The organism is Pseudomonas sp. MPC6 (genome assembly GCF_006094435.1).
GTDB lineage: Bacteria > Pseudomonadota > Gammaproteobacteria > Pseudomonadales > Pseudomonadaceae > Aquipseudomonas.
On sequence record NZ_CP034783.1, the window covers coordinates 4,796,181 to 4,823,031 of the forward strand.

The following is a 26,851-nucleotide window of genomic DNA, read 5'->3' on the forward strand; positions in this document are numbered from 1 at the left end:
GTTGTGACACCTGGAACCCGACAACCCTATTGAACCTGAACCACGATCTGTGATTTCAAATCGCTCACCATCGAACCAATCACTGAACTCATGCCTTTGAAATCATCAGGACTGCACAACGCACTGGGGTTGTAAAACTTTAAGTATCGACGAACGACCACTGCGCCTGGCTCTTTTGAGTAATTGGAGATGTACTCAAACTTTTGATGGCGCAAGGTCATCGACTTAGGCACCGCGACAATACTGACCTCTTTTGCAAACTCAAAACGCGCCTGCTCTTCAGTCTCTCCCGAGATGCAGGTAAAGGCCTGACCACGATCGCTCTCCGCTGCGAACGTAAAAACGTTCTGCGCAATACCTCCAGCGAAGCTGCTCATAGTGAAAACGCCCGTAGGCCCGGGAAAGCCAACCAGATTCTCCGCCAGACCGACCACTTTTATTGAAAGTTCGTTAGTGCCAGCCTCAAGTTGGGTGGCGCTGAACTCTCCTTTACCCGTCTGTCCGTAGCTCGCCAGGACTTGTTGCACCCACTGGTTTCTATCAACGGCGCTCATGGAGTTAATAGCGTAACGATTGGGTTCTGCTGCCCAACCTGTGATTTGGGATGAGTGAGTAAAGTCGGCGTCACCGTTTTCGCGAACCTTGAACACCGTGGTGCTCTCAATCTTTCCGTCCTGTGTGGAAGGTGTACGTCCCAGCGCTCCTGACTTGCTGAAAACGACAGGTTTATCCAGATTGAAAATAGGCAGATAACCGCCCGCAACTCCTTCTGCGGTCGAGTCCAGATAAAGGTCCAAGGTCGGAATATAGGTAATTACATGATTGATCACACCCAGGGTTGGCACCTTGGGCAAGGTATAGGCATTCTCGGCGTTAAGCAGCGCAGGCGTGCTCTCTATAGCCACTGCCGCGAGCAATGACTCCAACAACACTACGTGATCTTTGCAGTCGCCATAGCGATTGGCCAGAATCGTTTCGACCGGATTAGGCACGACACTGCCCGCCCCCACATAGACTGCGACATAGCGGATATTTTTTCGTACCCAATCATTCAGGGCAATCGCTTTGTCCCGAGGGTCAACCAGATGGGCGGTTATCGTTTGTGCCAACTGACTGATGTCTGCTGTTACACGACTCTTCGCCCGGGCATCGTAAGCCTGGGCAAAGGCCTGGAAGTCAGGAAATGTAGAAACTGCCAAATACTGACCGTAATCCTAGTAAGCGACAGAGCCATGTTCGATACGAGCTTTTTTGTCAGGGATATTGTCCCACCGGTAAATTGTCCGTCCCGCCATAGTGACAGGATCGCTGGCCTTGAAGCCTCGAGCATCGGCGTACAATGGCATGCTCTGCGGCAAGTCATAAACAAGCGTGTACCGCTCGGTTGGGTGAAATGTGGGATGCGATAACGACTCGAAGTGCTGCGGGAACAATGCAGTGTTGCGATGAGTTTTGTATCGAATGGAAAGACGGTCACCCACGGCGACGTCGGGAAAGATGACCACCTTGACCAATGTATCCTGAAACATTGGTGCGTCCGCTGAACCGCGCTCTTGCTGCTCTTTGATCTGGTCAGGCTTGACCACAAACTTTCGACCATCCGGCTTTTGTGTGAATGCCTCGACGACCTCCAGGCTTTCCAAGGTGCGGTTGTAGCTCAAATGATGCTGTGCATAAACGTTAATGGCGCGTTCTTCGTTAATCAAGATCACTATGTCATTGGTAGCCATGAAGCTGCCGTCTGCGTTAATGACATGCTTGCGAATATCTTTTTCGATGGTGATCGAGGTGTCTGTGCCATCGTTGTTGGCCAACGCGGACGTTACTGCCATAAGACAGCAGGCGATAAAACCAAGTAATCGCACACACTGGAAGATATAAAGTCGCATATGAACACACTTGATAAATTAGATGTGTTCGCAATATACCGCAGCATTACATCGAAAAGTGCGCCCCCTCGACGCTGAAAGCAGAATCAGAACACTCCTACATAGGTCCTACAGAAACGTCCTTCAGAGGTCCGTAGTCCGTTTCATCCTCGCCACGGCGATGATGCCCTTTACAAGTAAGATGCAACTACGGGCCGTGGCGAGTGTTCATTGAACGTTGCGTGTTACTCCTGAGGCATCTTGCGAAAACCAACCGCCAACCGGTTCCAGCTATTGATGGTGGAAATCGCCACGGTCAGGTCGACCATTTCCTTGGGCGTGAACTGGGCCGAGACCAATTCATAGTCTTCATCCGGCGCGCGGGTCAGGCTCAGTTGAGTCAGGGATTCGGTCCAGGCCAGGGCGGCGCGCTCGCGGGGGCTGAAGAACGGCGTCTCGCGCCAGGCGGTCACGGCGAACAGGCGACGCGGGGTTTCACCTCCCTTGATTGCATCGGCGGTGTGCATGTCGATGCAGAAGGCGCAGCCGTTGATCTGCGAGGCGCGCAGCTTGACCAGTTCGATCAGCGACTGTTCCAGCGGCAGCTTCGACACTGCGGTCTCCAGGGCGATCATGGCTTTGAGGGCGTCGGGGGAAGCCGTGTAGAAATCGATACGAGGTTGCATGGTGGGCTCCGGTAACAAAGGATGTGGCGCTACGTTAATCCCGCACCGGCATGCAGCAAATAGCCAATTATTGGGAAGTCGAGGATGCCAATGGCGGCCTACTCGATTGCAGCCGCCAGCGTGATCTTCGAACCCCTACGTCCGATTGCGCAACCATTGCAGGAAACCCCTCTTCGCCTCGACCTTAGGCACTTCCTGGGTGAGCGTGCGCGCCTTGTTCAAGCGGAAATCCAGCAGCGCTTTCATCGCCTCGCTGATGTCATGCCGCGCATCCAGGCAGGGTTTGAGGTATTCCTTCTCGATCCGGTACAGGCTGCAGAAGGTCTTGGCGGTGAATTGCGCCGGGAGCGCCGTATCGGACACTATCCCGCCCTCGCCGATCACCTCGCCCGGCCCCATGCGTCCGGACTCGAACATCACGCCGCCACGGCTCAGCTCCACCGAGACCACGCCGGATTCGATGATCAACAGATGATCGCTGACCTCCCCTGCCGCCAGGATCAGTTCCCCGGCGCGGAAGGTTTGCAGGGTCATGTTCTGGCTGAAGGTTTCCTTCTCTTCCTGACGCAGGGTCGAGAAGATGGTCGAGGTATCCAGCAATGCCCGTGGCCGTGACAGGTTGACCGGGGCATTCGATTCGACGCTCGACAACAGGCTGACGCCGCAGGCATGCAAGTGCCGGAACGCCAGGTCGAACAGCTGGTTGCGCACCATGCGTTTCTGATCCATGGACTCGACGAAACCGCTGATTTCGTATTCCATCCCGGCGCTGCTGGCGCTTTTCAACGAGACGCTGGGCGCCGGTTTGCTCAACAACTGGCGGCAGCCCTGCATGGCCCGTTCCAGGGCTTCGATCACCGTGTTCGGTCGCGCATGGGGGCTCAGTTGCAGGCTGATCGAGACGCCGAAAATGTCGCTCGGGCGGCTGAAGTTGATGATCTTGGCCTTGGCCGCCAGCGAATTGGGGATCACCGCCATGCTGCCCTGGGCGGTTTGCAGGCGCGTGGCGCGCCAGTCGATATCGGTGACCCGGCCTTCGGTGCCGTCGATGGAGATCCAGTCATCCAGTTGATAGGGTTTGGTGGTGTTGAGGACGATGCCGGAGAACACGTCACTGAGGGTGCTTTGCAGGGCCAGGCCGACGATGATCGCCAACGCGCCGGACGTGGCCAGGACGCCCTTGACCGGGAGTTCGAGCACGTAGGCCAGGGCGGCGATGACGGCGATCAGAAAGATCACCGCGCCGAGTAAATCCTGCAACAGCCGCCCGGTGTGCCCGACCCGCTGCATCATCGCCGCGCCGATCAGCACCGTCAGGGTTCGCGCGGCGAACAGCCACCAACCGATCTGCAAACCGACCGCTGCCAGGTGCAGCGGGATGTTGTCAGCCCAGGGGGCCGGCTCCAGCGGGTTCAGGCCTTCGTTGAACAGCACGACGCTGAACAGCGAGAAAATCACCAGGCGCACCACCAGTTTCCAATGACTGCCATTGGCACTGATCAACCGCCACAGGCCAAGATCGATCAGGACCAGGGCCAAGGCGCAGAGCAAGGGGTGATCGGTGAGCAGGGACAACATCGAGCGACTCCAGACACGTGCGGATGGGCACAGTGTAGGAGGATTTGATGCCTTCAGAACAACACAAAACACTGTAGGAGCAAGCTTGCTCGCGATGGCGGTCTGACAGTCACTGATTCGGTGACTGCTCTACCGCTATCGCCAGCAAGCCGGCTCCTGCAGAGGGCGATGTGTGTCAGGGGTTACTTGCTGTTGGTCAGCGCGTTATAGCTGGTAAACAGGTTGCGATAGTCCGGGATGTGGTTGGAGAACAAGGTGCCCAGGCCTTCCACGTCGTTGCGCCAGTCGCGATGCAGCTCGCACGCCAGGCCGAACCAGGTCATCAATTGCGCACCCGAGGACGACATGCGGTCCCAGGCCGATTGCCGGGTCAGTTCGTTGAACGTACCGGAAGCGTCCGTCACCACAAACACGTCGAAGCCTTCAGCCAACGCCGAGAGTGCCGGGAACGCCACGCACACCTCGGTCACTACGCCCGCGATGATCAGTTGTTTCTTGCCGGTGGCCTTGATCGCCTTGACGAAGTCTTCGTTGTCCCAGGCGTTGATCTGGCCAGGACGGGCGATGTACGGCGCATCCGGAAACAGCGCCTTGAGCTCGGGCACCAGCGGGCCGTTGGGGCCGGTTTCGAAACTGGTGGTGAGGATGGTCGGCAACTTGAAGTACTTGGCCAGGTCGGCCAGGGCCAGCACGTTGTTCTTGAAACGGTCCGGTTCGATGTCGCGCACCAGAGACAGCAGGCCCGCCTGATGATCCACCAACAGAACGGCGGCGTTATCCTTGTCGAGACGTTTGTAAGAAGTAGTCATGGGGAAATCCTCGCTTTTTAATCGATGCCTGAAGTGCAGGCGTGAGTGAACTCTGTTTTTTCGTCAAATGCGGTCCGGCAAGCGTAGTCAGCCAAACCTGGCCCGCCACAGCGATGTCGCATTGATTCAACCGTGCATCTGGCCGAAGCGGCCGGATTGGAAGTCGGCGAACGCCTGGTGAATCTCCTGCTCGCTGTTCATCACGAACGGACCGTGACCGACGATCGGCTCGTCGATCGGTTCGCCACTGAGCAACAACACCACGGCGTCGTTGTTGTTGGCTTCCAGGCTGAGCTGATGGCCGTCGCGTTCGAACAACGCCAACTGCCCTTCCCGCACCGGCTCCCGCCCGTTGACCTGAACCGTGCCGCGCAGCACCACCACGGCGGTGTTGCGCCCTTCGTGCAGGTCCAGGGTCAGCAACTTGCCGGCGTTCAAGCGAAGGTCCCAGACATCGATCGGCGTGAAGGTCCGCGCCGGGCCGGTGTGGCCGTCGAACTCGCCGGCGATCAAGCGCAGGCTGCCGGCGTTGTCTTTGAGCGGGATGCTCGGGATGTCGCCATCGAGGATCGTCTGGTAGCCGGCGTCGGCCATTTTGTCCCTGGCCGGCAGGTTGACCCACAGCTGCACCATTTCCAGGGTGCCGCCGGTTTTGGCGAATCCTTCGGAATGGAACTCTTCGTGGAGAATCCCCGACGCCGCGGTCATCCACTGCACGTCGCCTGGGCCGATCTTGCCGCCGCTGCCGGTGGAGTCGCGGTGCTCCAGCTCGCCCTTATAAACGATAGTCACGGTTTCGAAGCCGCGGTGCGGATGCTGACCAACGCCACGACGTTCGGTGGTCGGGGTGAAATCAGCGGGGCCAGCGTGATCGAGCAGCAAAAACGGGCTGATGTGTTTGCCCAGGTTGTCGTAGGAAAACAGCGTACGGACCGGGAAGCCGTCGCCGACCCAATGGGGGCGTGGGCTGGTGTAGATACCGATGATGTTTTTCATCTTGCCTCCGAAATCTGTGGTGTGATGCGATGGATAAAGCTTAAATCCAGCGCCTTTGATGCACTAGACTGCAAAAATCAGCCTTAGCGTTCTATCTGGAGAACGATGGTGGAAGACCTCAACACCCTCTACTACTTCACCCGAGTGGTGGAACACGGCGGTTTCGCCCCGGCCGGACGGGCGCTGGACATGCCCAAGTCCAAGCTCAGCCGGCGCATCGCCGAGCTCGAAGAGCGCCTCGGGGTGCGCCTGCTGCACCGCACCAGTCGGCAATGTTCGCTGACCGAAATCGGCCAGGCCTATTACCAGCGCTGCCTGGCCATGCGCGTGGAAGCGGAAAGCGCCGCCGAACTGATCGAACGCAACCGCTCCGAACCCCAGGGGCTGGTGCGCATCAGTTGCCCCACCGCGCTGCTCAATTCCTGGGTCGGGCCGATGTTGACCCGCTATATGCTCAAGTACCCCTTGGTGGAATTGTTCATCGAAAGCACCAACCGCCGGGTCGACCTGATCCACGAAGGGTTCGACATCGCCCTGCGGGTGCGCTTTCCGCCGCTGGAAAACACCGACATGGTGATGAAGGTCCTGGGCAACAGCACCCAGAGCCTGGTGGGCAGCCCGGCGTTTTGCGAACGCCTGTCGGCACCCGCGGCCCCGGCCGACCTCAGCGGTCTGCCAAGCCTGCATTGGGGCGCGGCGCAGCGCGAGTATCAATGGGAACTGTTTGGCACCGACGGCGCCAGTGCGGTGATTCGGCATGCGCCGCGGATGGTCACCGATGACCTGTTGGCGCTGCGTCACGCGGTGCTCGCGGGGATCGGCATCGCCCACCTGCCCAACGTGGTGGTGCGCGATGACATCGCCGCCGGACGCCTGGTGAAGCTGGTGCCGGGCTGGGCGCCCAGGTGCGGGATCGTGCATGCGATATTCCCGTCGCGCCGCGGGTTGCTGCCGTCAGTGCGGGCGTTGATCGACTTTTTGGGGGAGGAGTTCAGTCATAGCGATATTGCTTAGGGCTGCGGGGGGAGAGCTTAAGATCTTTTGATCTTGATTCGTGACTTGCGGTAAACATTGCTTTGCCGATCCAGCGGTTTTTCTCAAGGATGCAGCCGGGGATACTCGTGTCCATTCCCACTGCAACCCCTGGAGTCATTGATGTCTATTCCCGCATTCGGTCTGGGTACGTTTCGCTTGCAAGGCCAGGTGGTCATCGATTCGGTGAGCACTGGCCTCGAGCTCGGTTATCGAGCCATCGATACCGCGCAAATCTACGAGAACGAAGCCGAGGTCGGCCAAGCCATTGCCGCCAGCGGCGTTGCCCGTGAAGACCTGTTCATCACCAGCAAGATCTGGGTCGCCAATTTCGCCAGGGACCGCCTGATCGACAGCCTCAAGGAGAGTCTGCAGAAACTGCAGACCGATTACCTGGACCTGACCCTGATCCACTGGCCGTCGCCGGAAGACCAGGTGCCGGTGGCAGAATTCATGGGCGCCCTGCTCGAAGCCAAAAAACTTGGCCTGACCCGGCAGATCGGCGTGTCCAACTTCACCGTCGACCTGATGCAACAAGCGATCGCTGCAGTCGGTGCCGAGAACATCGCCACCAACCAGATCGAACTGCACCCGTACCTGCAAAACCGCAAGGTCGTCGAGTTCGCGCAGAGCCAGGGCATCCGCATCACCTCGTACATGACCCTCGCTTACGGTGAAGTCCTCAAGGACCCGGTCATCCGGCAGATCGCCGATCGCCTGCAGGCGACACCGGCACAGGTCACCCTGGCCTGGGCCGCACAAATGGGTTACGCGGTGATTCCCTCGTCCACCCAACGCGCCAATCTGGCGAGCAATCTGAAAGCCAGTGCGATGAAATTGAGCGACGCCGACATGGCCTTGATCGCGGGCCTGGATCGCGGCCAACGCTTGACCAGTCCCAAAGGTATTGCCCCGGACTGGGACTGAACGTCAGCCCTGGGCAAGGCTTCGATCCAGGCGCGTCATGGCCTGTTGCAACTGATCGACGGCCTCGTCGATCAGTGCCACGCGGCCGTCGCCACAGGCCCGCTCCAGTTGCTCGCAACACTGGGTCAGCCGGGCCGCGCGAACCATCAGCGCGCCGCCCTTGATCCGGTGCGCCAGGATCGGCAAGTTATGGAGATTGCCACTGGTGTGCAGCTGCAACAGAAGCTCGCGGTCATCGCGGTTGCTCACGGCCAGATCGCGCAGCAATTGTTCGATCAGCTCACGGTCCGCGCCGACGTAGAGTTCCAGGCCGCTCAGGTCGATCTCGGCCGTCGCAGGTGCTGCAGATGCTGCAGATGCTGCAATCACCTTGGGCCCCTCACCCGCAAACCTCGATGCCAACCATGCACTCAGATCGGCCAGCCGGATGGGTTTGAACAGGCAATCGTCCATCCCCGCTTCGATGCAGCGGATCTTTTCCTCGGGCTGCGCATTGGCGGTGAACCCCAGTATCCGCGTCGGTTGCAATCCCTGGGCCCGCTCGTCATCACGAATCGCCCCCGCCAATTCATAGCCACTGCTCACTGGCATGTTGCAGTCGGTAATGATCAGATCGAACTCATGTTCGCGCCATTGCGCCAAGCCGCGCGCGCCGTCCTCGGCCTCGAGCACCTGGTGCCCCAGAAAGCTCAGCTGCCGTGACAGCAACAATCGATTGGCCGGGTAATCGTCTACCACCAGGATCAGCAGCGCCCGGGTGGGCACCTGAACTTCACTGGCGCACGACTCGCGCGAAGGCAACGGCTGCAACGCCTCCAGTTCCAGGCTGACGTCGATCCGGGTGCCCTGCCCGAGGACGCTGTCGAGCTGCAAGCGACCGCCCATCATTTCACACAAGGAACGGCTGATCACCAACCCCAGGCCGGAACCACTGCGGCCGGACTGCTGGCTGTTGCCGGCCTGAACGAACGGACTGAACAACCGCAGCTGATCCACGGTGCCGATGCCGATGCCACTGTCTTCGATGCACACACTGACCGCCAGATGCCCCGACAGGACAGGCTCGACCCGCAGCGTCAGGCTCACTTCACCTTGGTGGGTGAACTTGATGGCGTTGCTCAACAGATTGGACAGCACCTGCTTGAAGCGCGTGGGGTCGATCAACACGTCGCAGTCGCTGTGCCGGTCCAGATCGACGCGCCACTCCAGGTGCTTCTGCCGTGCCAGGCCCTCGAAAACCCGACACACCGATTCCACCAGTGTCCGCAAGTTGGCTCGCTCAGGGGTCAACGACAAATGCCCGGATTCGATGCGGGCGATGTCCAGGATGTCGCCGATCAACGCCAGCAATTGTTGCCCGGCATTCGACGCCACCTCGATGGCCGAACGGTCGGCAATACCTTCATCGGCACGTTTCTGCGCCAGTTCGAGCATCCCGAGCAGGGCATTCATCGGCGTACGGATCTCATGGCTCATGTTGGCCAGAAACGTGGTCTTGGCTCGATTGGCCTCGTCGGCGGCGTCCTTGGCGTCCTGTAGCTGGCTGAGCAACAGCTGGCGCTGGCGGATCTGCCGGCGCTGATAACCGATCCAGACCAGGGCGAGCACCAACAAGGCGCCAGCGCCGGCAAATGCCTGAATAATGGCCTGGCGATGACGCAGCCAAAAGCTTTGCTCCACCATCAGGTCATTGCGCCAATAGAGCGTCAGGTCATCGATTTCTTCAGGGGCGATACTGAGCAGCGCCTTGTCCAGGATCGAATGCAGTTCAAACGCTTCGCGACGGGTGGCCAGGGTACTGCGGGCGGGATCGGTGCCGACGGTGCTGGTTACCCGCAGCTGCCCCCGATAACGCCGGGAAATCATGTAGCGGGCAGCGATCAACGAGTTGATACCGCCGTCAGCCTTGCCCCGGGCGACCATGTCCATCGCATCCGCGGTCAGGGGGGCATTGACCAGCCTGATCTGCGGGAAATGCTGACGAATGAATTCACCGGCACTGTTGCCCTGGGTGACCGCCAGGGTTTTGCCGGCCATTTCATCCAGGGTCGTGGGGTTGTTCGGCCCCGAGCGAGTCACCAGCACATTCGGGCTGGTGAGAAACGGCCGGGTGAAGCGCAAATCGGCCTCGCGCTCGAGACTGGGACTGATCCCCGCCACCAGATCGACTTCTCCGGTCTTGAGCGCCTCCAACATCTCGGCGATCGATCTGGCAGGCCGTATATCGAACTGCAGGCCGGTGCGCAGACTGATTTTGTCCAGTACATCCGCGCTGATGCCGCGGAACTTGCCATCGCTGTCGATAAACGAAATCGGCAGGATGTTTTCGTTCATCGCCACCCTGGCTCGCGGATGTCCATCCAGCCACCGCTGCTCGGCCTCGCTCAATTGCAGCGCTTGCGTGCCCGGGATGGACGTCCCGCTGGCGCCCCATCGACGCAGGATGTTCATCCGTTCATTGGTGCTCACCGCCGCCAGCGCGCTGTTGACGATGCGATGCAAGGGTTGATTGTCGCAGGTCATCGCGAATGCAAAGAGACCGGGCTCCATGGGCGAAAAATCGGCCAACTGCACGTTGTTCAGATAGTTCTTGCTGATCAGGTAATGAGCGCTGATCGCGTCGCCCAGATAAACGTCCGCTTGCCCGAAGGCTACGGCCCCCACCGCACTCAGGGTAGAGGGAAACAATTGGACGCTGGCCTCGGGGTAGAACGCCTGCACGTCATGCGCAGGTAAATAGTGGTACAGCGTCGCGAGCCGTTTGCCGGCCAGGTCCGGGTCCAGCGGCGGCGATGACTCAGTGTGCGTCACCAGCACCGGCTGGTCGACGGCATAGGCACTGGACATGCGCAGCGCTGTGTTTTCGGCCTCATATCTGTTGGCCGTGCCGAGCAAGTCCGCGCTACCTTGCTTGATGGCTTGCACCGCGTCCTCTCGCGATTCGTACCGCTGCACGTCGATCTCTACGTGCAGCAGCTGCTGCAACAGACCGGCATAGTCAGCGGTCAATCCCTCGTAATCAGTGCCGGTGGTCGTGATGTCGAAGGGCGGATAATCCGGTGCGGAGACGGCGAGCACCAATCGGCCCTTTTGCCGCAGCCAGCGTGAATCGGAGTCTGACAGTTTGGCGACTTGCCCCTCGGCACTGGAGCGCCCCAGCAACGTCAGTGTCTGTGGCTGCGCACAGACACTCGAGATCCAGAAGCATCCCGGTAGCAGCAGGCATGCCAGGCTGCGCCAACGCCGCAAGGTGCTCATTCAGATCAAGTGATTGCGCATGGCGAAATCCCTCAGGTGCACCGGGGATTCCACATTGAGTTTTTCTATGGTCCGGGTCTTGTAGGTGCTGACCGTCTTGTGGCTCAGGTTCATGATTTCGGCGATGGCCTTGTTACTCAGGCCACGGGCCAGATACTGGAAGATCGTCAATTCCCGGTCGGAGAGTTTGTCGATCAACTCTTTTTCGCTACGTTGCAAGCTGTTCAACAACACCGAGCTTGAAGGTAGCCTCGCGAAATAACTATAACCGGCCATGACCGCCTGCACGGCCTTGTGCAAATGTTCCAGATCATTGGCCTTGGACACATACGCCACCGCACCGGCACACATGCAACGCCCCTGATAAAACAAGCCTTCCTGGGAGGTGAACACCACGACCCGGCACGGCACGTCACCGGACTGGATCCGCGCCAGCACCTCAAGCCCGTCCAGCGAGGGCATGATCAGATCCAGTATCACCAGCTCCGGTTTATGTTCGCGGATCATCGGCAAGACTTCGTTACCGTTGGACACCTCGTAGATCTGTTTGAACCCCTCCTGTCCGAGCAAGATTTTCACTGCAGCGCGAACCACCGGATGATCGTCCGCTATCAGCGCTGACTTCGCTGACTTCATGGCAACTCCCTGTGCAAAGGCACTACGAATGGGCAATCACTGCCCTTGGGCCGGGCCCGGGTTAACACAACGGCTGCGCAGAGACTGTTGCATGGAATTTCAGGTGAATCTACCTGACAGAAATGACAGTGCCGACGAACGGTTCGGGGCAATCGACGATTGCCATCAACCGTTCAATGGACGCCAGATCGGGCAGCGAACCATGGCTCACTTGAACCTTCTGCTGCCCGCAGGCCGGAATCGGCGGCAATTGCGCCTGTTGGCCGTCGTAGATCAAGGCGTAATGGACCTGCGGGTGATCGCGGAAAAAATCGAGCAAGTCCAGCGCGCCGCCGGCCAACGAGGCATTGATGACCACCACATCGAATGGCGTGGTGCTGTATTCGACCAGCGTCAGCAGCTCCGGCAGGTGTTGCACAGGTGCCACCCGGTGGTAGCCAAGCTGGTTGAACAGGCGCTCGATTCTCATCCGCTGAAAATGTTGCTCGTCGGCAATCAGGATACGTAACGCTTTGTTCGACAACAGAGGCCCCCGGCAGGGTGTGAGTTCGCGAGGGCACAAGACTACGCAAGAGCTGGCAAGCTTTCTGTAGGACTATTCCGAAATTCAGGAACGGCTGATCTGGTGTCGTGTAGGGATGTCAGGTGGCGAGCGAGTAACTGCTGCACTGGGGGTGGGGAAATTGCGAGGTTCGTAAGGTAGGGGGCTGGGTGCAGAATTTGTATTGTTCTTTCGGGCCTCTTCGCGGGCAAGCCCGCTCCCACAGGGGATCCCGGTCGTACACAAAATTTGTGTTCACTGGTGATCCAGTGTGGGAGCGGGCTTGCTCGCGAAGGCGGCTTGATAGGCGCTACATATTTAGCTGGCAGTCGCGAGCAGCAAATCCATCACCGACCGCCCCTCCCCCCGCGCCCTGCCATGGTCATACAACGAACTGGCAATCTCATCCGCACGAATCGGCAGGATCGACAGCAAGGTGTCGCTCAAGCCGTGACTGGCCTGGCAGCGCTCGTCGGTGATGAGTTTGTAGTTGCGATCCACTTCGAAATCGCCCAGGTATTGTTCCAGTGGCGCCAGCAGCTTGCGGTGCATCTGCCGCTCGTAACCGGTGGCGAGCACCACGGCATCGTAATGTCGCACCGTCACTTCACCGGTCGCATTGTTGCGCACGGCCAGTTCGATGCCGCGTTCGGTGGCGGTGGCTTTTTCGATACGCTCAGATCATAAGGCATCAAACGATCTGACTAATGGCGCAAGACAAATACCACTCCCAAAACCCACGCCGTAATTCAGAGTTCCCGTTCTCTTCCAAACCACCCGCAAACGCTGATGCTATTAAATAACTTGGTTCAAAAGCATTGGGATCTAGATCGCGATCATTACGAAGATCAGATGGATCGTATATAAAATCGGCGGTTGCAGTGGCAATCGTATTTGCAGCAGCATGCCCGACAAACATTATCGGATACTCGTCAACTTGGTAATCCTGATCTTCAACAATTTCGACATAAAATTCATCACGCTTGTTTAGCGCCGTGACTTCTGCGATCTTACCATTCGCAGCATCAAGCGCTATCGATAACATCGTCGCGATATCCTGAGATTCCTTAAACTTTTGCGACCACATAAATGAGGCATGATTTACACAAGCGACATCCAAGCTTGTGAGAGTTAGCTTCTGCATCAAGCCGGACTCTTCTTCAGTAATTGTCTTCCACAAAAGCTTCCTTAGAGGGAGAACTAAATCACCGGAGGGTGACCGCCTGACTTCATTGAGAAGCTTACTAATAAGCACTTTAGTTTTCTTGTTCATTCAGGCCTCAAAATTGTCTCAACGGTACCATCTGACTTAAAAATCCGAACAGCCTTAGGATCGGCGACTATCTGATCCGCATTATTGTATTGTGCTAATTTTGAAAAATAGCCTTTACAGTCACTACACATAGGTTTGGAAACACCAATCGGATGATTTGGACTAATTATAGACATTTGTTTTTCCGCATGCGACGAAAAATATTGCCCATCATAATCTCTATCATAAGGATGTGCTTTAACTTCATGCCCGATTGCTTCGGATTTCGCCTTTACTTGCTCCGCAGGGACCTTTTCATACCCTTCAGGCTTTTTATTGCCCCATCCACTTAACGTTTTTTTGTCATTCGACGATACGGTTTTTACGTTGTATTCCTTATTTGGAGGGAGCTCAAGTTTTGCTAGATGGGCCCTACCTAAAGCTGCCTCCGATTCCGCAATACTAGCGACCGTACCAGCATTTCTTGGGACGATAGTAACATTCCCAAAAAAAGACCCAACTCCCTGAAGTTTTATCTCATACCGCGCGTCAAACCACTTGCCTCCTTTGGCCCCTAAACTACCACCCAGCAACGCCCCACCGAAGGCCATCAATTTCTGCTGGTCGGAGCCCTCACCAAATAACTCCCCTCCAGCCCAGTTTCCCGCCAACCCGCCAGCAACACCTCCGGCAAACCCTGCAATGACGATCACCGGGCTTGCCAGCACGAATGCACTCGCCAAACCAACGACAAGTATTGCTCGCTCAAGCCATACAGGAACTTCAGGATTTATCGGGTCGGTCGTATCGGTGCCTCCACCGATGAAAACGTTGCCAGACCCCGAACTGATTTTTGCATCGCATACGGTGCGATCGCCTACACGGGCGGCAGGCTGACCGTTGATATGAACGGTACCGCTCCCTTGTGCAACGATTTGCGGCGCAGAACCATGCTCATTACAGCCTGCCTTGTCCAAGTGAGCTCTGGCGGCGGATTTTCCATTAATGTAGACATTGCCGGAACCACTGACTATCTGGCCGGTACCGTGGTTGAAATAGGAAAAACTTCCGATCAGTTGTCCGATACCGGCGCCCGCAGCGGCAGTGGCGCCAACTATCGCGACGGCTGCCAATCCTCCCGTTCCTACGATCAATGCAGCAGCAATTGCTCCAACGGCAAGCCCTGCGAGCAGCCCCGTAAGCGACCCGGTGTGCTCGATAGGATCAGCCAAACGCGCAGCCGCACTCATGCCGGCCCTACCGGCAGGTCAGTCCCTCGGATTTGCCGTAGTTCAAGGGTATTTAGAAATGCGTAAAATACGCTTCTTTGGTCAGGCGTCATGCCTTTCGGGTTGTTGCTGGTTCCTGTGATCTGTATCAAAAGCGGCTGCAGATGTTCATCCTGATGTAGAAACATCAACTGGAGTTGGTGCACCGGTTGACCTTGTTGCCTCCATTTGAACTCGACACGTCGTGCTTCTACACCTGCGACTTCGGCAGGGCCCAGATGCTCCACCCACTCCAGATGGGATAGTGCTTTCTTTAGATCGGCCAATAACTGTTGCGCCATGGTTTCAAGGTCACCGTCTTCCTCGATTGGTGTTCGACCTATCACCACGGACAAGGGACTTGGCCCTATATCTGTTAGCGTGAATACATGAAACGTCTTGTCCTTGAAATTGGCCGGCCGAACAAAACTCAGCTCGTTGGTTTGAAAGCGCTTGGGCGGCGGAGGTAGCGCCTCTTGTCTCAAACGCTCTTCCTCGAGGCGTTTTTCCTCACGAATTCGTTTCTCTGAAATACGATCGTAAATACTGGTTCGCATGCGGCAGTCCTTTATCCGTCAGCTTGCTTTGTTCAGGTTGATGATGGTTGTTCCTTCCACGTCAACCGCTATGCCAGCCAAAGTAATAGTCCCGTCGTGGTTCATGACCAGCTTGCTGGCGCCCACTTCCAGAGTGATGGAAGTTGCGGCCTTGATCTTCACTTCGCCTTTATCGACAGTGACGTAGTACGACCCATCCTCAACGGCAATGCTGGTCTCGAGCTTGATCGTTTCCGAGTGCTTGCCTTCCACTTTGATCTGGCGATTTCCACCGACCTTGTGGCTTTCATCAGCCTCGATTTCGGTGTCCATGTTGCGCTCGGCGTGGACAATCACTTGCTCGGCACCGGCCTTGTCTTCGAAGCGGAAAAAGTTAGCGTTGCTACCCCTCCCCTTCATCGACCGCGTCAAAAACCCGCTCTGGGTCTTGCTCGCCGGCAACGACCACGGCGGCATGTTCTGGCTGTTGTAGAGGCTGCCCATGACCAGCGGGCGGTCGGGGTTGCCGTCGAGGAACACCACCACCACTTCATCGCCGACCCGCGGAATGAGGATGCTGCCGAAGCCACCGCTGGCACCGGATTGGGCGACGCGGATCCAGCAGGAGCTTTTATCGTTGAAATCGCCGTAACGGTCCCAGTGGAACTGCACTTTTACCCGGCCGAGTTCGTCGGTGTAGATCTCTTCGCCTGGAGGCCCCACGATGCTGGCGGTTTGAGGACCGCTAATTGAGGGCGTCCGCGTGTTGAGTTGAGGGCGAAATTTTATTTTTTTGCGCACGCAGTTAATCTTGTTGGCATAACCAGCCTGTTTACCAGATAGGTAATTGTTACTGCCTCCATGCTCAATGCTCATCAAAAGAAACTTTCGGTTCTCAGAAGAACCATTATCGTGTTCATAGTGCTGCGTGAGCTCGAACGAATAACCAGGACGCATCGCTCGGCAGTTGCTCTCCCCCAGAAACTCCTTGCCTCTAAGTTCTAGAGCTTCAACTCTGTTTCTCACCAACACTTCGCCATCATCGTAAGAGCCATGGGTATATTGGCCCATGAAGTCGTAGATCTCGTACGCAGCAACATCGCCCTGTTGACTGATACTTTTCATACTCACTGGAAGTCGGTTTCCAGGCTGGCGATAATCAAAGGTCTGGATAGAAATTATGCTGGACTGCAGTTCCCGCTCAGCGCTCCAATGGGTGATTGAATCAGCTGTTTCAGTAACTGAAGCTGTGTGAAAGCGCACTTGAGGCTGTTCTGGCAGAGGGGGCAATAGCGTTGAGTCATCCATGATGATCATCGTGTGACTATCAGCGGTGTGCTCGAAATAAAAAAAAAGCCCTTCGCCTTCCAGCAATCGCATCACGAAATGTCGATCGCTTTCCCGATACTGTGTGATATAGCTATATTTTTTAAGTGAACGATCAATGCGAAATTGAAATTTGGCAACTCCTTCATAACGGCCAAACACCTCTGAAACAACTTGTTCTACCGTTTGCTCCTGATAAATCCGAGAGTCAAACCGCTGCTCAAGCAAGCTGAGCCAAGAACCGATTAGCGCCGAATAGCGACACATACCGCCGTCGCTACCATTACTGCCGAAACGCAATACATGGCCGTTGATGTATCGACTCGATCCTGTAGCCAATTCGATCTCGATCGTCGCTGACTGCCCCATCGCTGTTTTCAATTTTACGCCAGCATCGTCGGATAGCAGATCCAACTGAAAACCAAAGTCTGTCGACAGCCCTTCATGCCCTGTAAAGGACTCCAGCAATAGCGCTTGCCCGCCTTTCAGTCCCAGCGTCAATTTGAATAAACGGCGGTTCTGCGCCGTAAGCAGAGATAAAAACTCCATTGTCATGCGCAACTCCTTGTTTTTATTCAGACATGTAGCCATCTTTCGCGGTATGCAAACGCTGAAGTAATATGCGCAAAAATTGCGCCCGCTCCTGCTCTTCAGTTGGCGTTATAACCGCTTCAGCCGAAGCCGTTTCATGGATCACCGTAACGAAACGACACAAAAGTTGATGTAGGAAACGTCCTTGAATCCTGTCCGACGTCTCCGCATTTCAAAATTACGCTAATACGAAGCGGCCCCAATATCGCAGTCTGCGCCGCTCCCTGCATTTGGCAGCATCACTACCGGCGAAACTAAAACCCCCTCACCGCTTGGGTCAGCGTTAGGCACGCAGCAGCAGAACCACTGGCAACAACACGAACTACGGCAACAGCAATCCTTGCAATTTGCAGTAATGCGCCAACGGCCCTATTGGCAGGAAGATGTCCATGGCCATGATGATTCCGGTCATCACCAGCTGAGGTATGGGCTCGACTTCGTTGAGGCCGTACTGCGCGGGAGCACAGGTAACCGCCGAAGCACTCCTTGAGTAGAGTCAGGTTCATGACAGTTTCCCCAAGGTCGGCCGGGAAACCGCCGAGCAGGCCTGTCTTTGCGCCGCGATGACGACAAGGGGGTCGAATATCACGCACGATTCAGTGTGAATGAGAGGATGTCGGAATGCAGACCAGGACTGGGCGCGTTCGGGAGTTTGCTCGCTTTGCAGCGAGACAACGGCACAAAAAGTTGCGCGTTAACTTGCGGGGTAAAAGGGGAGAATTGCGGGGGGGTCTTCAGGAAGGGGGCAGGATTGTAGATATGTGGTGTTTTTCAGGGCCTCTTCGCGAGCAGGGGATCGTCTGTCGTACACAACTTCTGTGTTCACAGATGATCCCCTGTGGGAGCGAGACCGGCTTGCCGGCGAAGGCGGTTTAACAGGCGCTACATATTTTAGCTGGCAGTCGCGAGCAGCAAATCCATCACCGACCGCCCCTGCCCCCGCGCCCTGCCATGGTCATACAACGAACTGGCAATCTCATCCGCACGAATCGGCAGGATCGACAGCAAGGTGTCGCTCAAGCCATGACTGGCCTGGCAGAAGCCCTGCATATAGATGCCGGCCTTGCAGCGCTCGTCGGTGATGAGTTTGTAGTTGCGATCCACTTCGAAATCGCCCAGGTATTGTTCCAGAGGGGCCAGCAGCTTGCGGTGCATCTGCCGCTCGTAACCGGTGGCGAGCACCACGGCATCGTAATGCCGCACCGTGAGTTCGCCGGTGGCGTTGTTGCGCACGGCCAGTTCGATGCCGCGCTCGGTGGCGGTGGCTTTTTCCAGGGTGGTCAGGGTGCGGAAGGCATGACGGGCGATGCCCGAGACTTTCTGTCGGTAGAAAATGCCGTAGATGCGTTCGATCAGGTCGATGTCGACCACCGAATAATTGGTGTTGTGGTACTCGTTGACCAAACGCTCGCGCTCGCTGCTCGCCTGCTGGAACACCAGATCGGTGAACTCCGGCGAGAACACTTCATTGACGAACGGGCTGTCATCGGCCGGTTTCAGTGCCGAGCCGCGCAGGATCATGTCCACCTGCACCGACGGGAAGCTGTCGTTCAAGTCGATGAAGGCTTCCGCCGCGCTCTGCCCGCCGCCGATGATCGCAATGCTCATCGGTTGGTTGTTCACGCACGGCTGTTTGGCCATCTGTGCCAGGTACTGGGAGTGATGGAACACGCGACTGTCATTCTTCAGCGCCTTGAACACTTCGGGAATGCGCGGGGTGCCGCCGGCGCTGACCACCACCGAACGGGTGGTGCGAACGTGCTGCTGACCCTGGGTATCGCGGGAGATCACCCGCAGCGCTTCGACCTGCTGGTTGTGCAACACCGGCTCGATCGTCAGCACTTCTTCACCGTAACGGCTCTGCGCTTCGAACTGCGCGGCGACCCAACGCAGGTAATCGTTGTACTCCATGCGGCACGGATAAAAGGTGCCGAGGTTGATGAAGTCCACCAGACGACCGTGGTGCTTGAGGTAATTGACGAACGAGTAAGGGCTGGTCGGGTTGCGCAGGGTCACCAGGTCCTTGAGGAAGGAAATCTGCAGCTCGCTCTGGGTCACCAGGGTGTTGCCGTGCCAGCGATAATTGGCCTGCTTGTCGAGAAACACGACATCCAGTTCGCCCTGGCTCGGCCCGCGCTCTTGCAGAGCGATGGCCAGCGCCAGGTTCGAAGGGCCGAAACCGACGCCGATCAGGTCGTGAACGATGGGCGATGCAATTGCCTGTGTCATTTCCAGTGTCCTCTGGATGATCCCCCCAGCAGCGGGGCGTAAGCCTGAATGACCTGACCGGCCTGGAGCAGGACAGCAGATCGTCTGTTGATAGGGAACGAGGACAATGAAACAAAATTTAATATAGTTTTTTCACGGGCCCGACGCGGTCAATGGGCATCCCACTGCCGCATCCGTACGCGGCAATGCTTCATGGCATTGACGATGTGCTTCTCCACCAGGGCCCGGGAAATCCCCAACTGTTCGGCGATCTCGGGGTGGGACAAACCCTCGATCTTGCGCAGCAGGAAACTCTCGCGGCATAGCCGCGGCAGTTCCGCCAGGGCGCGCTGGAGCATGTCCAGGCGCTGGCCGTGATCGAGACTGTTGTGCGGCGAGGGGGTGAAGTAGCGTTCTTCGTTGTCGAGCACTTCCAGCGACTCGACCTGACGCAGGGCATTGCGCCGATGGTCATCGATCACCAGATTCAGCGCGGTGCGATACAGGAAAGCCCTGGGCTGCTCGATCGGCGTGTCGCTGGAACGCTCCAGAATCCGCAAATAAGCGTCATGCACCACATCTTCGGCCACCTGACGGTTGCCCAGCTTGGCGTTCAGGAAACACACCAGCTCGCGATAGTAGTTTTCCAACATGACTCCCGGCCGCACCCGTGCGGTTTCTATCCTTGAGCCACCGCGACAACCACCAAAAAAGGCAGCGGCACGATAGTGGCAATTTGAGTCGCGTAATTTATAGTAATTCTCATATAGATTTAAAGCGTTGCTTTGTCCTGCCCGATAAATAGTAAGTGTTACACCATATGTCTTTAGCTAAATTGCCCGCCGCTTTCCTCGTTTACAGGACAGCTCCCCGTCCCTGCCGGCTCCCCGGCAGTGTTCAACCGAACGACGGGCCGATACTCATTGGCCGGAACCCTGCATGAAACGTCCCCGACAGACCCGACGCGCCCTGCTAGTAGCCCTGTGTCTGCTCCCCGTTATCGCCGTCGCCGCCTGGCAGATCATTCCCCCCGGTCGTGATCAGTTCGCCACCGTCCCCGTGACCCGGGGCGACATCGAAAGCAGCGTCACGGCCCTGGGCACCTTGCAGCCGCGACGTTATGTCGACGTGGGCGCCCAGGCGTCGGGGCAGATCCAGAAGATCCACGTGGAAGTCGGCGACCGGGTCAAGGAAGGCCAACTGCTGGTGGAAATCGATCCCTCCACCCAGCAGGCCAAACTCGACGCCGGGCGTTTTTCCATCGAAAACCTCGAGGCGCAGCTGCAGGAACAACGGGCGCAGCACGATCTGGCCCGACAGAAATACCAGCGGCAGCAGCACCTCAAGGCCGGCGGCGCCACCCGCGAAGAAGATGTGCAGACCGCCGAGGCCGAACTGCGCGCCACCCAGGCCCGCATCGACATGTACCAGGCGCAGATCCGCCAGGCCCAGGCCAGCTTGCGCAGCGATCAGGCCGAACTCGGTTACACCCGAATCTATGCCCCCATGGGCGGCACCGTGGTCGCACTCGATGCCCGGGTTGGCCAGACCCTCAACGCCCAGCAACAGACGCCGCTGATTCTGCGCATCGCCAAGCTGTCGCCGATGACCGTCTGGGCCGAGGTGTCGGAAGCCGACATCGGTCACGTCAAACCCGGCATGACGGCGTGGTTCACCACCCTCAGCGGCGGCCAGCGTCGCTGGAACAGCACCGTGCGGCAAATCCTGCCGGTGCCGCCCAAGCCGCTGGACCAGACCGCCCAGGGCGGCGGCAGCCCGGCCAGTTCGAGCAAAAGCGGGAGCGCGCGCGTGGTGCTGTACACCGTGTTGCTCGACGTCGATAACGCCGACAACGCACTGATGGCGGAAATGACCACCCAAGTGTTCTTTGTCGCGGACCAGGCGAAAAATGTCCTCACCGCGCCGATTGCGGCCCTGCAAACCGGCACGCAAGCGCACAGCCAGACCGCCCGGGTCGTCGCCAAAAACGGTCGCATCGAGCAACTCGACGTGCGCACCGGCATCAGCGACCGCCTGCGGGTACAGATCCTCGACGGCTTGCAGGAAGGCGATCACTTGCTGATCGGTCCGGCCGATGGGAGTGGCGGCTGAATGCTCACGCCCCTGATCGAACTGCAGGACATCCGCAAAGCCTACGGCGGTGGCGATTCACCTGAAGTTCACGTATTGCGCGGCATCGACCTGTCGATCCATGCCGGGGAGTTCGTGGCGATTGTCGGTGCCTCCGGCTCCGGCAAGTCGACGCTGATGAACATCCTCGGCTGCCTCGACCGCCCCACATCGGGCGAGTACCGCTTCGCCGGGGAAAATGTCGCCGCCCTCGACAGCGACGAACTGGCCTGGCTGCGCCGCGAAGCCTTTGGCTTTGTGTTCCAGGGTTATCACCTGATTCCCTCCGGCTCGGCCCAGGAAAACGTCGAGATGCCGGCGATCTATGCCGGTATTCCGGCGGCCGAACGCCACGCCCGCGCCGCCGCCCTGCTCGACCGCCTCGGGCTGGCCTCGCGCACCGGCAACCGCCCGCATCAACTCTCCGGCGGCCAGCAGCAACGGGTGTCCATCGCCCGCGCCTTGATGAACGGCGGGCACATCATCCTCGCCGATGAACCCACCGGCGCCCTCGACAGCCACAGCGGCGCCGAGGTCATGACCCTGCTCGACGAACTGGCGAGCCAGGGCCATGTGGTGATTCTCATCACCCACGACCGCGAAGTCGCGGCCCGGGCCAAACGCATCATCGAAATTCGCGACGGGCTGATCATCAGCGACAGCGCCGTGGACCACCCTGAAGCACAGATGTCCGCCAATCCCGGCGCGTTGCAGGCAGTGGACCTGCGCAAGCGCCTCAGCGAAGGCGCCGAAGCCACCGGTGCCTGGAAAGGCGAGCTGGTGGATGCGGTGCAGGCGGCCTGGCGGGTGATGTGGATCAACCGCTTTCGCACCGCGCTGACGTTGCTCGGGATCATCATCGGCGTCGCGTCGGTGGTGGTGATGCTGGCGGTCGGTGAAGGCAGCAAGCGCCAGGTGATGGCGCAGATGGGCGCGTTCGGTTCCAACATCATATATCTCAGCGGCTCGTCACCGAACCCACGCACGCCATTGGGCATCGTCACCCTGGACGACGTTGCCGCCGTGGCCAGCCTGCCGCAGGTGACACGGATCATGCCGGTCAACGGCCAGGAAGCCGGGGTGCGCTTCGGCAACCTCGACCACTTGAGCTACGTCGGCGGCAACGACACCAACTTCCCGGCGATCTTCAACTGGCCGGTGGTCGAAGGCAGCTATTTCACCCAGGAAGATGAACGCAATGCTGCAGCGGTCGCGGTGATCGGGCACAAGGTCCGCACCAAGCTGCTCAAGGATGTGGCCAACCCTATCGGTCAGTACATCCTGATCGAGAACGTGCCGTTCCAGGTGGTCGGGGTGCTCGCCGAAAAAGGCGCCAGTTCCGGCGACTCCGACAGCGACGACCGCATCGCCATCCCCTACTCCGCCGCCAGCGTGCGGCTGTTCGGCACCTACAACCCGGAATACGTGGCCGTCGCCGCCGCCGACGCGCGCAAGGTCAAGGAGACGGAACACGCCATCGAGCAGTTGATGCTGCGCCTGCACAACGGCAAAAAGGATTTCGAACTGACCAACAATGCGGCGATGATCCAGGCCGAAGCGCGCACGCAAAATACCCTGTCGTTGATGCTCGGCTCGATTGCCGCGATATCCCTGCTGGTGGGTGGCATCGGGGTGATGAACATCATGTTGATGACCGTGCGCGAACGCACCCGCGAGATCGGCATTCGCATGGCCACCGGCGCCCGCCAGCGGGACATCCTGCGCCAGTTCCTCACCGAAGCGGTGATGCTCTCGGTGGTCGGCGGCCTCGCCGGGATCGCCCTGGCGCTGATCGTCGGCGGCGTGCTGATCTTGAGCGAAGTCGCGGTCGCGTTCTCCTTGATAGCGGTGCTCGGCGCCTTCGGCTGCGCCCTGGTCACCGGTGTTGTCTTCGGCTTCATGCCGGCCCGCAAAGCTGCCCGGCTCGACCCGGTCACGGCCCTTACCAGTGAATGATCTCTTGATGAAGCCGCACTTAAGTTTGCTGAGCCTTTGCCTGTTGCTTGGCGCCTGTGGCAGCCCCGCCCAGCGTCCGGACAGCGGCATCCAGCCGCCTTCGTCCTGGCAATCGCCCCACTCGCAACAGGCCACGCACAGTAACCTGCAATGGTGGACGCAATTCGGCAGCCCGGCGCTTGATCGCCTGATCGAACAAGCCCGGGTCGGTAGCTACGACCTGGCCGCCGCCATCGCCCGGGTACGCCAGGCCCAGGCCGATACGGTGATTGCCGGCGGCTCACTGCTGCCGGAAGTCACTGCCGCGCTGAATGCCAATCGGCAAAAATTGCTGCGAGGCAATGGCTACAGCCAACTCGACGCCGACAGCAGCAACAAGGCGGTGGATTACTTCGACGCCAACCTCAGCGCCAGTTACGAGATCGATTTCTGGGGCGGCCAACGGGCCTCCCGCGACAGCGCGCAATTCGGTTTGCGGGCGAGCGAATTCGATCAGGCGACGGTGGAGTTGACGCTGCTCAGCGGTGTTGCCAACAGCTACGCGCAAGCCTTGTCATTGCGCGAGCAACACCGCATTGCCGGGTTGAACCTGGCCAACGCGCAGAATGTCCTGAAACTGGTGCAGACCCGTTTTGACTCGGGCTCGGCAACGGCGCTGGAACTGGCCCAGCAGAAGAGCCTGGTCGCCACGCAACAACGGCAATTGCCGCTGGTGCAGCAACAGGCCCAGGATGCCTTGATCAGCCTCGCCGCGCTGCTCGGTCGACCGGTTCAGCAATTGATCCTGGGTGCGGAACGCTTCGATCAACTGTCATGGCCGACCATCGCCGCCGGTGTGCCCAGCGAGTTGCTCACCCGTCGCCCGGACATCGCCCGGACCGAAGCACAACTGGCCGCCGCGCAAGCCGATGTCACCGTCGCCCGCGCCGCCATGCTGCCGGCCATGACCTTGAGTGCCGAACTGGGCTCCGGCGCCGACCGCGCCGCCGACATCCTGCGCAGTCCGTTCTATAACCTCACGGCCGGATTGCTGGCACCGGTGTTCAACAACGGCCGCCTGAGCGCCGAGCGCGACAAGGCCACGGCGCGCCAGGAAGAACTGCTGGAGAACTACCGCGGAGCGATCATCAACGGTTTCGCCGACGTGGAAAAAGCGCTTAACAGCATTCGCGGGCTGGATGAACAGCGACAGTGGCAGGGGGAAGAACTGAACCAGGCACAGACCGCGTTCAACATCGCCCAGAGCCGCTACGAGGCCGGGGCCGAGGATTTGCTGACGGTGCTGGAGACACAGCGCACCTTGTACGCGGCGCAGGATTTGAATGTGCAGCTGCGGTTGTCGCGGTTGCAGGCGAGCATTGCGTTGTACAAGGCGCTTGGGGGCGGGTGGCAGGCGTTATAAATTTGCGGGGGCTGATCAGCCGCCATCGCGGGCAAGCCCGCTCCCACAGGGATTTTCAGTGAACACAATATTTGTGTACCGCCGAGATCATGTGGGAGCGAGCCTGCTCGCGAAGAACGATAACGCGGTGTTCCTGCTTAACTGGTCATCGGCTTGGCCTTCAAATGCCGCGCATACCAAGGCCGCTGCGGCACTTTACGGAACAGGTCCGCCAGCTTCTTCTCATCCTCGCCAAAGGTAATGCGCAACGCCAGCTTCATGGTTTCCGGGTCCATTTCCACCGATTTTCCCGCCTGCAACCCCGGCGTAGTGCTGCAGCCGTGGGTGCTCGGGCCCAGCCACGGGTCGTCGATCTCGACCCAGCGCCCCGGCGCGAACCACGCCACGCCATTGACCTCCAACCGGCTGACCTCCCCCGGGTGAAAGCGCTCATGGGCGCGGAACCAGTCTTCCAGGCGATCGTCGATCCAGCCGTGGAAATGCCAGAACACCGGGCTCACATGGGACGAAAACGGATCGCCGAGGAAGTCGTTTTCCGGGGCAAACCAGCGCGCCGAAAAGTCCGACGGATCCCGGGCAAACGGTACCGGCTGGCCGTTGGACGGATCGCGGGGCACCGAGGCCCAGCGCATGTGCAGCCAGTCGTGCAGCCCCAGCTCCACCTCCGAGCCAAACTGACCCAAGGTCAGCTTCGACAGATAGCGCGGGTCACGGTAGCGCGACTCCCAGACCTGGAAATTGCTGTGGTAGGTCTCGGCGGTCTTGATGTCGGCGACCCATTGCGAGTACTCGGCATCGTCGTCCGCCCGCCAGGTCGGCGGCAGCGCGGTGCCGTCGTGGTTGTCGCAATAATTGGCGAAACCGATGCGATCCCGCGCCAGCTCCGGCTGGGGCAACGGGAAATGTGGCCACGACGGCAAGTCCTGCAGGGAGCGCGCCGTGCCCAGCATGTGCCGGTGCATGAAGAAAAAATCCACCCCCGAGCCGTTGCGATCCTTGCGCGCGCCACGGGCATCACGCTCCTTGTCGCGCGGGCCAGGCTGCCAGCCGATACCGCGCAGGGCGCCGCGTTTGTCTTCGGACAAGCTGTGCCATTTGTCCCGAGAGGCATGCCAGAGCTGGTGAAACAGCCGATGCTCCGGGGACACCAGCCAGGCCAGCAGCACCGGGTTGAGGCCGGTTCGCTCCCGGGCTTCGGGGAACACGCGCTTGACCGCGATGAAGCGGTTGTCCTGGGCGGTCATCATCAACGGCCGATCGAGGTTCAACACCCGACCACTGAGGGTGCCGCTGCCAGCGTTGCCGAAACTGGCCCAGACTTCGTCCAGCGCCATGCTGAATTCGTAATCCGGCGTGCCGTTGGCCGCGTCAGCGCTGACCAGCCGCCAGCTCAATGCGGCGGGTTTGGCTTCGGCCAGGTCGCCAAGCACCCGGTAGCGGGGTTCTTCACTCGAGCGCAAACGCTCGGCGGTGTCGAGGAAGCCGATCACACCGCGTCCTTTATGACCGACGTCGAGGAACACTTCCAGCTCGTCCCGGGGCAGGCCCTCGATGCCGGCGTCACGGCCTTCGAAACGAATCTGCCAGACCCCGCGCAAGGTGTTTGCCAGGTGCTGGCCGGCGACATCCGCGACATCGAACGACGCTTCGCCGGGGGTGATCGTCGGATCCGGTTTCGTCCATTCACGATGCCCATAAAACGCCGCAGGCACGGCGGCGCCGGTCAGCGCCAGGCCTGCCATGAACCATCGTCGAGAAATCGTCATTGCCCTACCTGTGTCAGCCATGAAGCAGGCTTTATCCAAGCTAGAACGGTTGCTCCTGCCGAAAATTTAAGAGCTTCGCTGGCAA

General features: G+C 58.9%; 21 protein-coding genes and 1 pseudogene. 5 read left to right on the plus strand and 17 right to left on the minus strand.

Annotated features, from left to right (window positions below; translation table 11 throughout):
- Positions 1-26 precede the first annotated feature (26 nt).
- The 6 genes from ELQ88_RS34805 to ELQ88_RS24250 all read right to left on the minus strand — a co-directional run bounded on the left by ELQ88_RS34805 (position 27) and on the right by ELQ88_RS24250 (position 5,937).
- Positions 27-1,199, minus strand: coding sequence for a transglutaminase-like domain-containing protein (locus ELQ88_RS34805; protein WP_228761560.1), 1,173 nt, complete (start codon positions 1,197-1,199; stop codon positions 27-29).
- Positions 1,200-1,214: 15 nt separating this feature from the next.
- Positions 1,215-1,889, minus strand: coding sequence for a DUF3857 domain-containing protein (locus ELQ88_RS34810; RefSeq protein WP_228761561.1), 675 nt, complete (start codon positions 1,887-1,889; stop codon positions 1,215-1,217).
- A 224-nt stretch (positions 1,890-2,113) separates the two neighbouring features.
- Positions 2,114-2,554: a carboxymuconolactone decarboxylase family protein gene (locus ELQ88_RS24235; RefSeq protein WP_128871227.1), complete on the minus strand. Its 441-nt coding sequence runs from the start codon at positions 2,552-2,554 to the stop codon at positions 2,114-2,116.
- A 135-nt stretch (positions 2,555-2,689) separates the two neighbouring features.
- Positions 2,690-4,132, minus strand: coding sequence for a mechanosensitive ion channel family protein (locus ELQ88_RS24240; RefSeq protein ID WP_128871226.1), 1,443 nt, complete (start codon positions 4,130-4,132; stop codon positions 2,690-2,692).
- A gap of 182 nt (positions 4,133-4,314) precedes the next feature.
- Positions 4,315-4,941 carry an isochorismate family cysteine hydrolase YcaC gene (gene ycaC, locus ELQ88_RS24245; RefSeq protein ID WP_138968269.1) on the minus strand — a complete coding sequence of 209 codons (627 nt, stop codon included), beginning with the start codon at positions 4,939-4,941 and terminating at the stop codon, positions 4,315-4,317.
- 126 nt (positions 4,942-5,067) lie between these two features.
- Positions 5,068-5,937 (minus strand): pirin family protein, encoded by an 870-nt coding sequence (locus ELQ88_RS24250; RefSeq protein WP_138968270.1) that lies wholly within the window; start codon positions 5,935-5,937, stop codon positions 5,068-5,070.
- 105 nt (positions 5,938-6,042) lie between these two features.
- On the opposite strand from ELQ88_RS24250, the gene ELQ88_RS24255 reads away from it, so the two are divergent.
- The gene (locus ELQ88_RS24255) at positions 6,043-6,951 is read left to right on the plus strand and encodes a LysR family transcriptional regulator (RefSeq protein ID WP_138968272.1); all 909 of its coding nucleotides are present in this window, start codon (positions 6,043-6,045) and stop codon (positions 6,949-6,951) included.
- Between the two features lie 141 nt (positions 6,952-7,092).
- Positions 7,093-7,896, plus strand: a complete 804-nt coding sequence (gene dkgB, locus ELQ88_RS24260) for a 2,5-didehydrogluconate reductase DkgB (RefSeq protein ID WP_128871222.1) — start codon at positions 7,093-7,095, stop codon at positions 7,894-7,896.
- A 3-nt stretch (positions 7,897-7,899) separates the two neighbouring features.
- On the opposite strand, the gene ELQ88_RS24265 is transcribed toward dkgB, so the two are convergent.
- The 10 genes and pseudogenes from ELQ88_RS24265 to ELQ88_RS24310 form a co-directional block, all read right to left on the minus strand.
- Entirely contained in the window at positions 7,900-11,154 is a 3,255-nt protein-coding gene (locus ELQ88_RS24265) for a transporter substrate-binding domain-containing protein (protein ID WP_138968274.1), read from the minus strand.
- Positions 11,155-11,790: a response regulator transcription factor gene (locus tag ELQ88_RS24270; RefSeq protein ID WP_128871220.1), complete on the minus strand. Its 636-nt coding sequence runs from the start codon at positions 11,788-11,790 to the stop codon at positions 11,155-11,157.
- Positions 11,791-11,899: 109 nt separating this feature from the next.
- Positions 11,900-12,313, minus strand: coding sequence for a response regulator (locus ELQ88_RS24275; protein WP_138968276.1), 414 nt, complete (start codon positions 12,311-12,313; stop codon positions 11,900-11,902).
- Between the two features lie 336 nt (positions 12,314-12,649).
- Positions 12,650-13,003, minus strand: a pseudogene (locus tag ELQ88_RS24280) (ornithine monooxygenase); the annotation flags it as partial.
- Positions 13,004-13,022: 19 nt separating this feature from the next.
- Positions 13,023-13,604 (minus strand): Imm5 family immunity protein, encoded by a 582-nt coding sequence (locus ELQ88_RS24285; RefSeq protein ID WP_138968278.1) that lies wholly within the window; start codon positions 13,602-13,604, stop codon positions 13,023-13,025.
- Positions 13,601-14,833, minus strand: coding sequence for a PAAR domain-containing protein (locus tag ELQ88_RS24290; protein WP_138968280.1), 1,233 nt, complete (start codon positions 14,831-14,833; stop codon positions 13,601-13,603). Before ELQ88_RS24290 ends, ELQ88_RS24285 begins: the two co-directional genes overlap by 4 nt.
- The gene (locus ELQ88_RS24295) at positions 14,830-15,408 is read right to left on the minus strand and encodes a DcrB-related protein (RefSeq protein WP_138968282.1); all 579 of its coding nucleotides are present in this window, start codon (positions 15,406-15,408) and stop codon (positions 14,830-14,832) included. Before ELQ88_RS24295 ends, ELQ88_RS24290 begins: the two co-directional genes overlap by 4 nt.
- Positions 15,409-15,426: 18 nt before the next feature.
- Positions 15,427-17,268, minus strand: coding sequence for a type VI secretion system tip protein TssI/VgrG (gene tssI / locus ELQ88_RS24300; RefSeq protein ID WP_138968284.1), 1,842 nt, complete (start codon positions 17,266-17,268; stop codon positions 15,427-15,429).
- Between the two features lie 927 nt (positions 17,269-18,195).
- Positions 18,196-19,533 carry a SidA/IucD/PvdA family monooxygenase gene (locus tag ELQ88_RS24305; RefSeq protein ID WP_138968286.1) on the minus strand — a complete coding sequence of 446 codons (1,338 nt, stop codon included), beginning with the start codon at positions 19,531-19,533 and terminating at the stop codon, positions 18,196-18,198.
- 149 nt (positions 19,534-19,682) lie between these two features.
- On the minus strand, positions 19,683-20,165 hold the full coding sequence (locus ELQ88_RS24310) for a sigma-70 family RNA polymerase sigma factor (RefSeq protein WP_128871217.1): 483 nt from the start codon (positions 20,163-20,165) through the stop codon (positions 19,683-19,685).
- A 286-nt stretch (positions 20,166-20,451) separates the two neighbouring features.
- On the opposite strand from ELQ88_RS24310, the gene ELQ88_RS24315 reads away from it, so the two are divergent.
- From ELQ88_RS24315 to ELQ88_RS24325, 3 genes are read left to right on the plus strand one after another with little or no spacing between them, the layout of a single operon-like run.
- Positions 20,452-21,624, plus strand: a complete 1,173-nt coding sequence (locus tag ELQ88_RS24315) for an efflux RND transporter periplasmic adaptor subunit (RefSeq protein WP_138968288.1) — start codon at positions 20,452-20,454, stop codon at positions 21,622-21,624.
- Entirely contained in the window at positions 21,625-23,598 is a 1,974-nt protein-coding gene (locus ELQ88_RS24320) for a MacB family efflux pump subunit (protein ID WP_138968290.1), read from the plus strand. It begins immediately after the preceding gene.
- Between the two features lie 7 nt (positions 23,599-23,605).
- Positions 23,606-25,000, plus strand: coding sequence for an efflux transporter outer membrane subunit (locus ELQ88_RS24325; protein ID WP_138968292.1), 1,395 nt, complete (start codon positions 23,606-23,608; stop codon positions 24,998-25,000).
- Between the two features lie 137 nt (positions 25,001-25,137).
- On the opposite strand, the gene ELQ88_RS24330 is transcribed toward ELQ88_RS24325, so the two are convergent.
- Positions 25,138-26,766 (minus strand): PvdJ/PvdD/PvdP-like protein, encoded by a 1,629-nt coding sequence (locus ELQ88_RS24330; protein ID WP_138968294.1) that lies wholly within the window; start codon positions 26,764-26,766, stop codon positions 25,138-25,140.
- Between the last annotated feature and the right edge of the window lie 85 nt (positions 26,767-26,851).

Excerpts from the sequence above, each read along its gene's own strand:
- ycaC (WP_138968269.1), bottom strand. The coding sequence starts at position 4,941 with ATGACTACTTCTTACAAACGTCTCGACAAGGATAACGCCGCCGTTCTG.
- ELQ88_RS24325 (WP_138968292.1), top strand. The coding sequence starts at position 23,606 with ATGAAGCCGCACTTAAGTTTGCTGAGCCTTTGCCTGTTGCTTGGCGCC.
- ELQ88_RS24310 (WP_128871217.1), bottom strand. The coding sequence starts at position 20,165 with ATGTTGGAAAACTACTATCGCGAGCTGGTGTGTTTCCTGAACGCCAAG.
- ELQ88_RS24265 (WP_138968274.1), bottom strand. The coding sequence starts at position 11,154 with ATGAGCACCTTGCGGCGTTGGCGCAGCCTGGCATGCCTGCTGCTACCG.
- dkgB (WP_128871222.1), top strand. The coding sequence starts at position 7,093 with ATGTCTATTCCCGCATTCGGTCTGGGTACGTTTCGCTTGCAAGGCCAG.
- ELQ88_RS24295 (WP_138968282.1), bottom strand. The coding sequence starts at position 15,408 with ATGCGAACCAGTATTTACGATCGTATTTCAGAGAAACGAATTCGTGAG.
- ELQ88_RS24240 (WP_128871226.1), bottom strand. The coding sequence starts at position 4,132 with ATGTTGTCCCTGCTCACCGATCACCCCTTGCTCTGCGCCTTGGCCCTG.
- ELQ88_RS24290 (WP_138968280.1), bottom strand. The coding sequence starts at position 14,833 with ATGAGTGCGGCTGCGCGTTTGGCTGATCCTATCGAGCACACCGGGTCG.
- ELQ88_RS24285 (WP_138968278.1), bottom strand. The coding sequence starts at position 13,604 with ATGAACAAGAAAACTAAAGTGCTTATTAGTAAGCTTCTCAATGAAGTC.
- ELQ88_RS24235 (WP_128871227.1), bottom strand. The coding sequence starts at position 2,554 with ATGCAACCTCGTATCGATTTCTACACGGCTTCCCCCGACGCCCTCAAA.
- ELQ88_RS24250 (WP_138968270.1), bottom strand. The coding sequence starts at position 5,937 with ATGAAAAACATCATCGGTATCTACACCAGCCCACGCCCCCATTGGGTC.
- ELQ88_RS24255 (WP_138968272.1), top strand. The coding sequence starts at position 6,043 with ATGGTGGAAGACCTCAACACCCTCTACTACTTCACCCGAGTGGTGGAA.
- ELQ88_RS24330 (WP_138968294.1), bottom strand. The coding sequence starts at position 26,766 with ATGACGATTTCTCGACGATGGTTCATGGCAGGCCTGGCGCTGACCGGC.
- ELQ88_RS34810 (WP_228761561.1), bottom strand. The coding sequence starts at position 1,889 with ATGCGACTTTATATCTTCCAGTGTGTGCGATTACTTGGTTTTATCGCC.
- ELQ88_RS24305 (WP_138968286.1), bottom strand. The coding sequence starts at position 19,533 with ATGACACAGGCAATTGCATCGCCCATCGTTCACGACCTGATCGGCGTC.
- ELQ88_RS24320 (WP_138968290.1), top strand. The coding sequence starts at position 21,625 with ATGCTCACGCCCCTGATCGAACTGCAGGACATCCGCAAAGCCTACGGC.
- ELQ88_RS24315 (WP_138968288.1), top strand. The coding sequence starts at position 20,452 with ATGAAACGTCCCCGACAGACCCGACGCGCCCTGCTAGTAGCCCTGTGT.
- tssI (WP_138968284.1), bottom strand. The coding sequence starts at position 17,268 with ATGACAATGGAGTTTTTATCTCTGCTTACGGCGCAGAACCGCCGTTTA.
- ELQ88_RS24270 (WP_128871220.1), bottom strand. The coding sequence starts at position 11,790 with ATGAAGTCAGCGAAGTCAGCGCTGATAGCGGACGATCATCCGGTGGTT.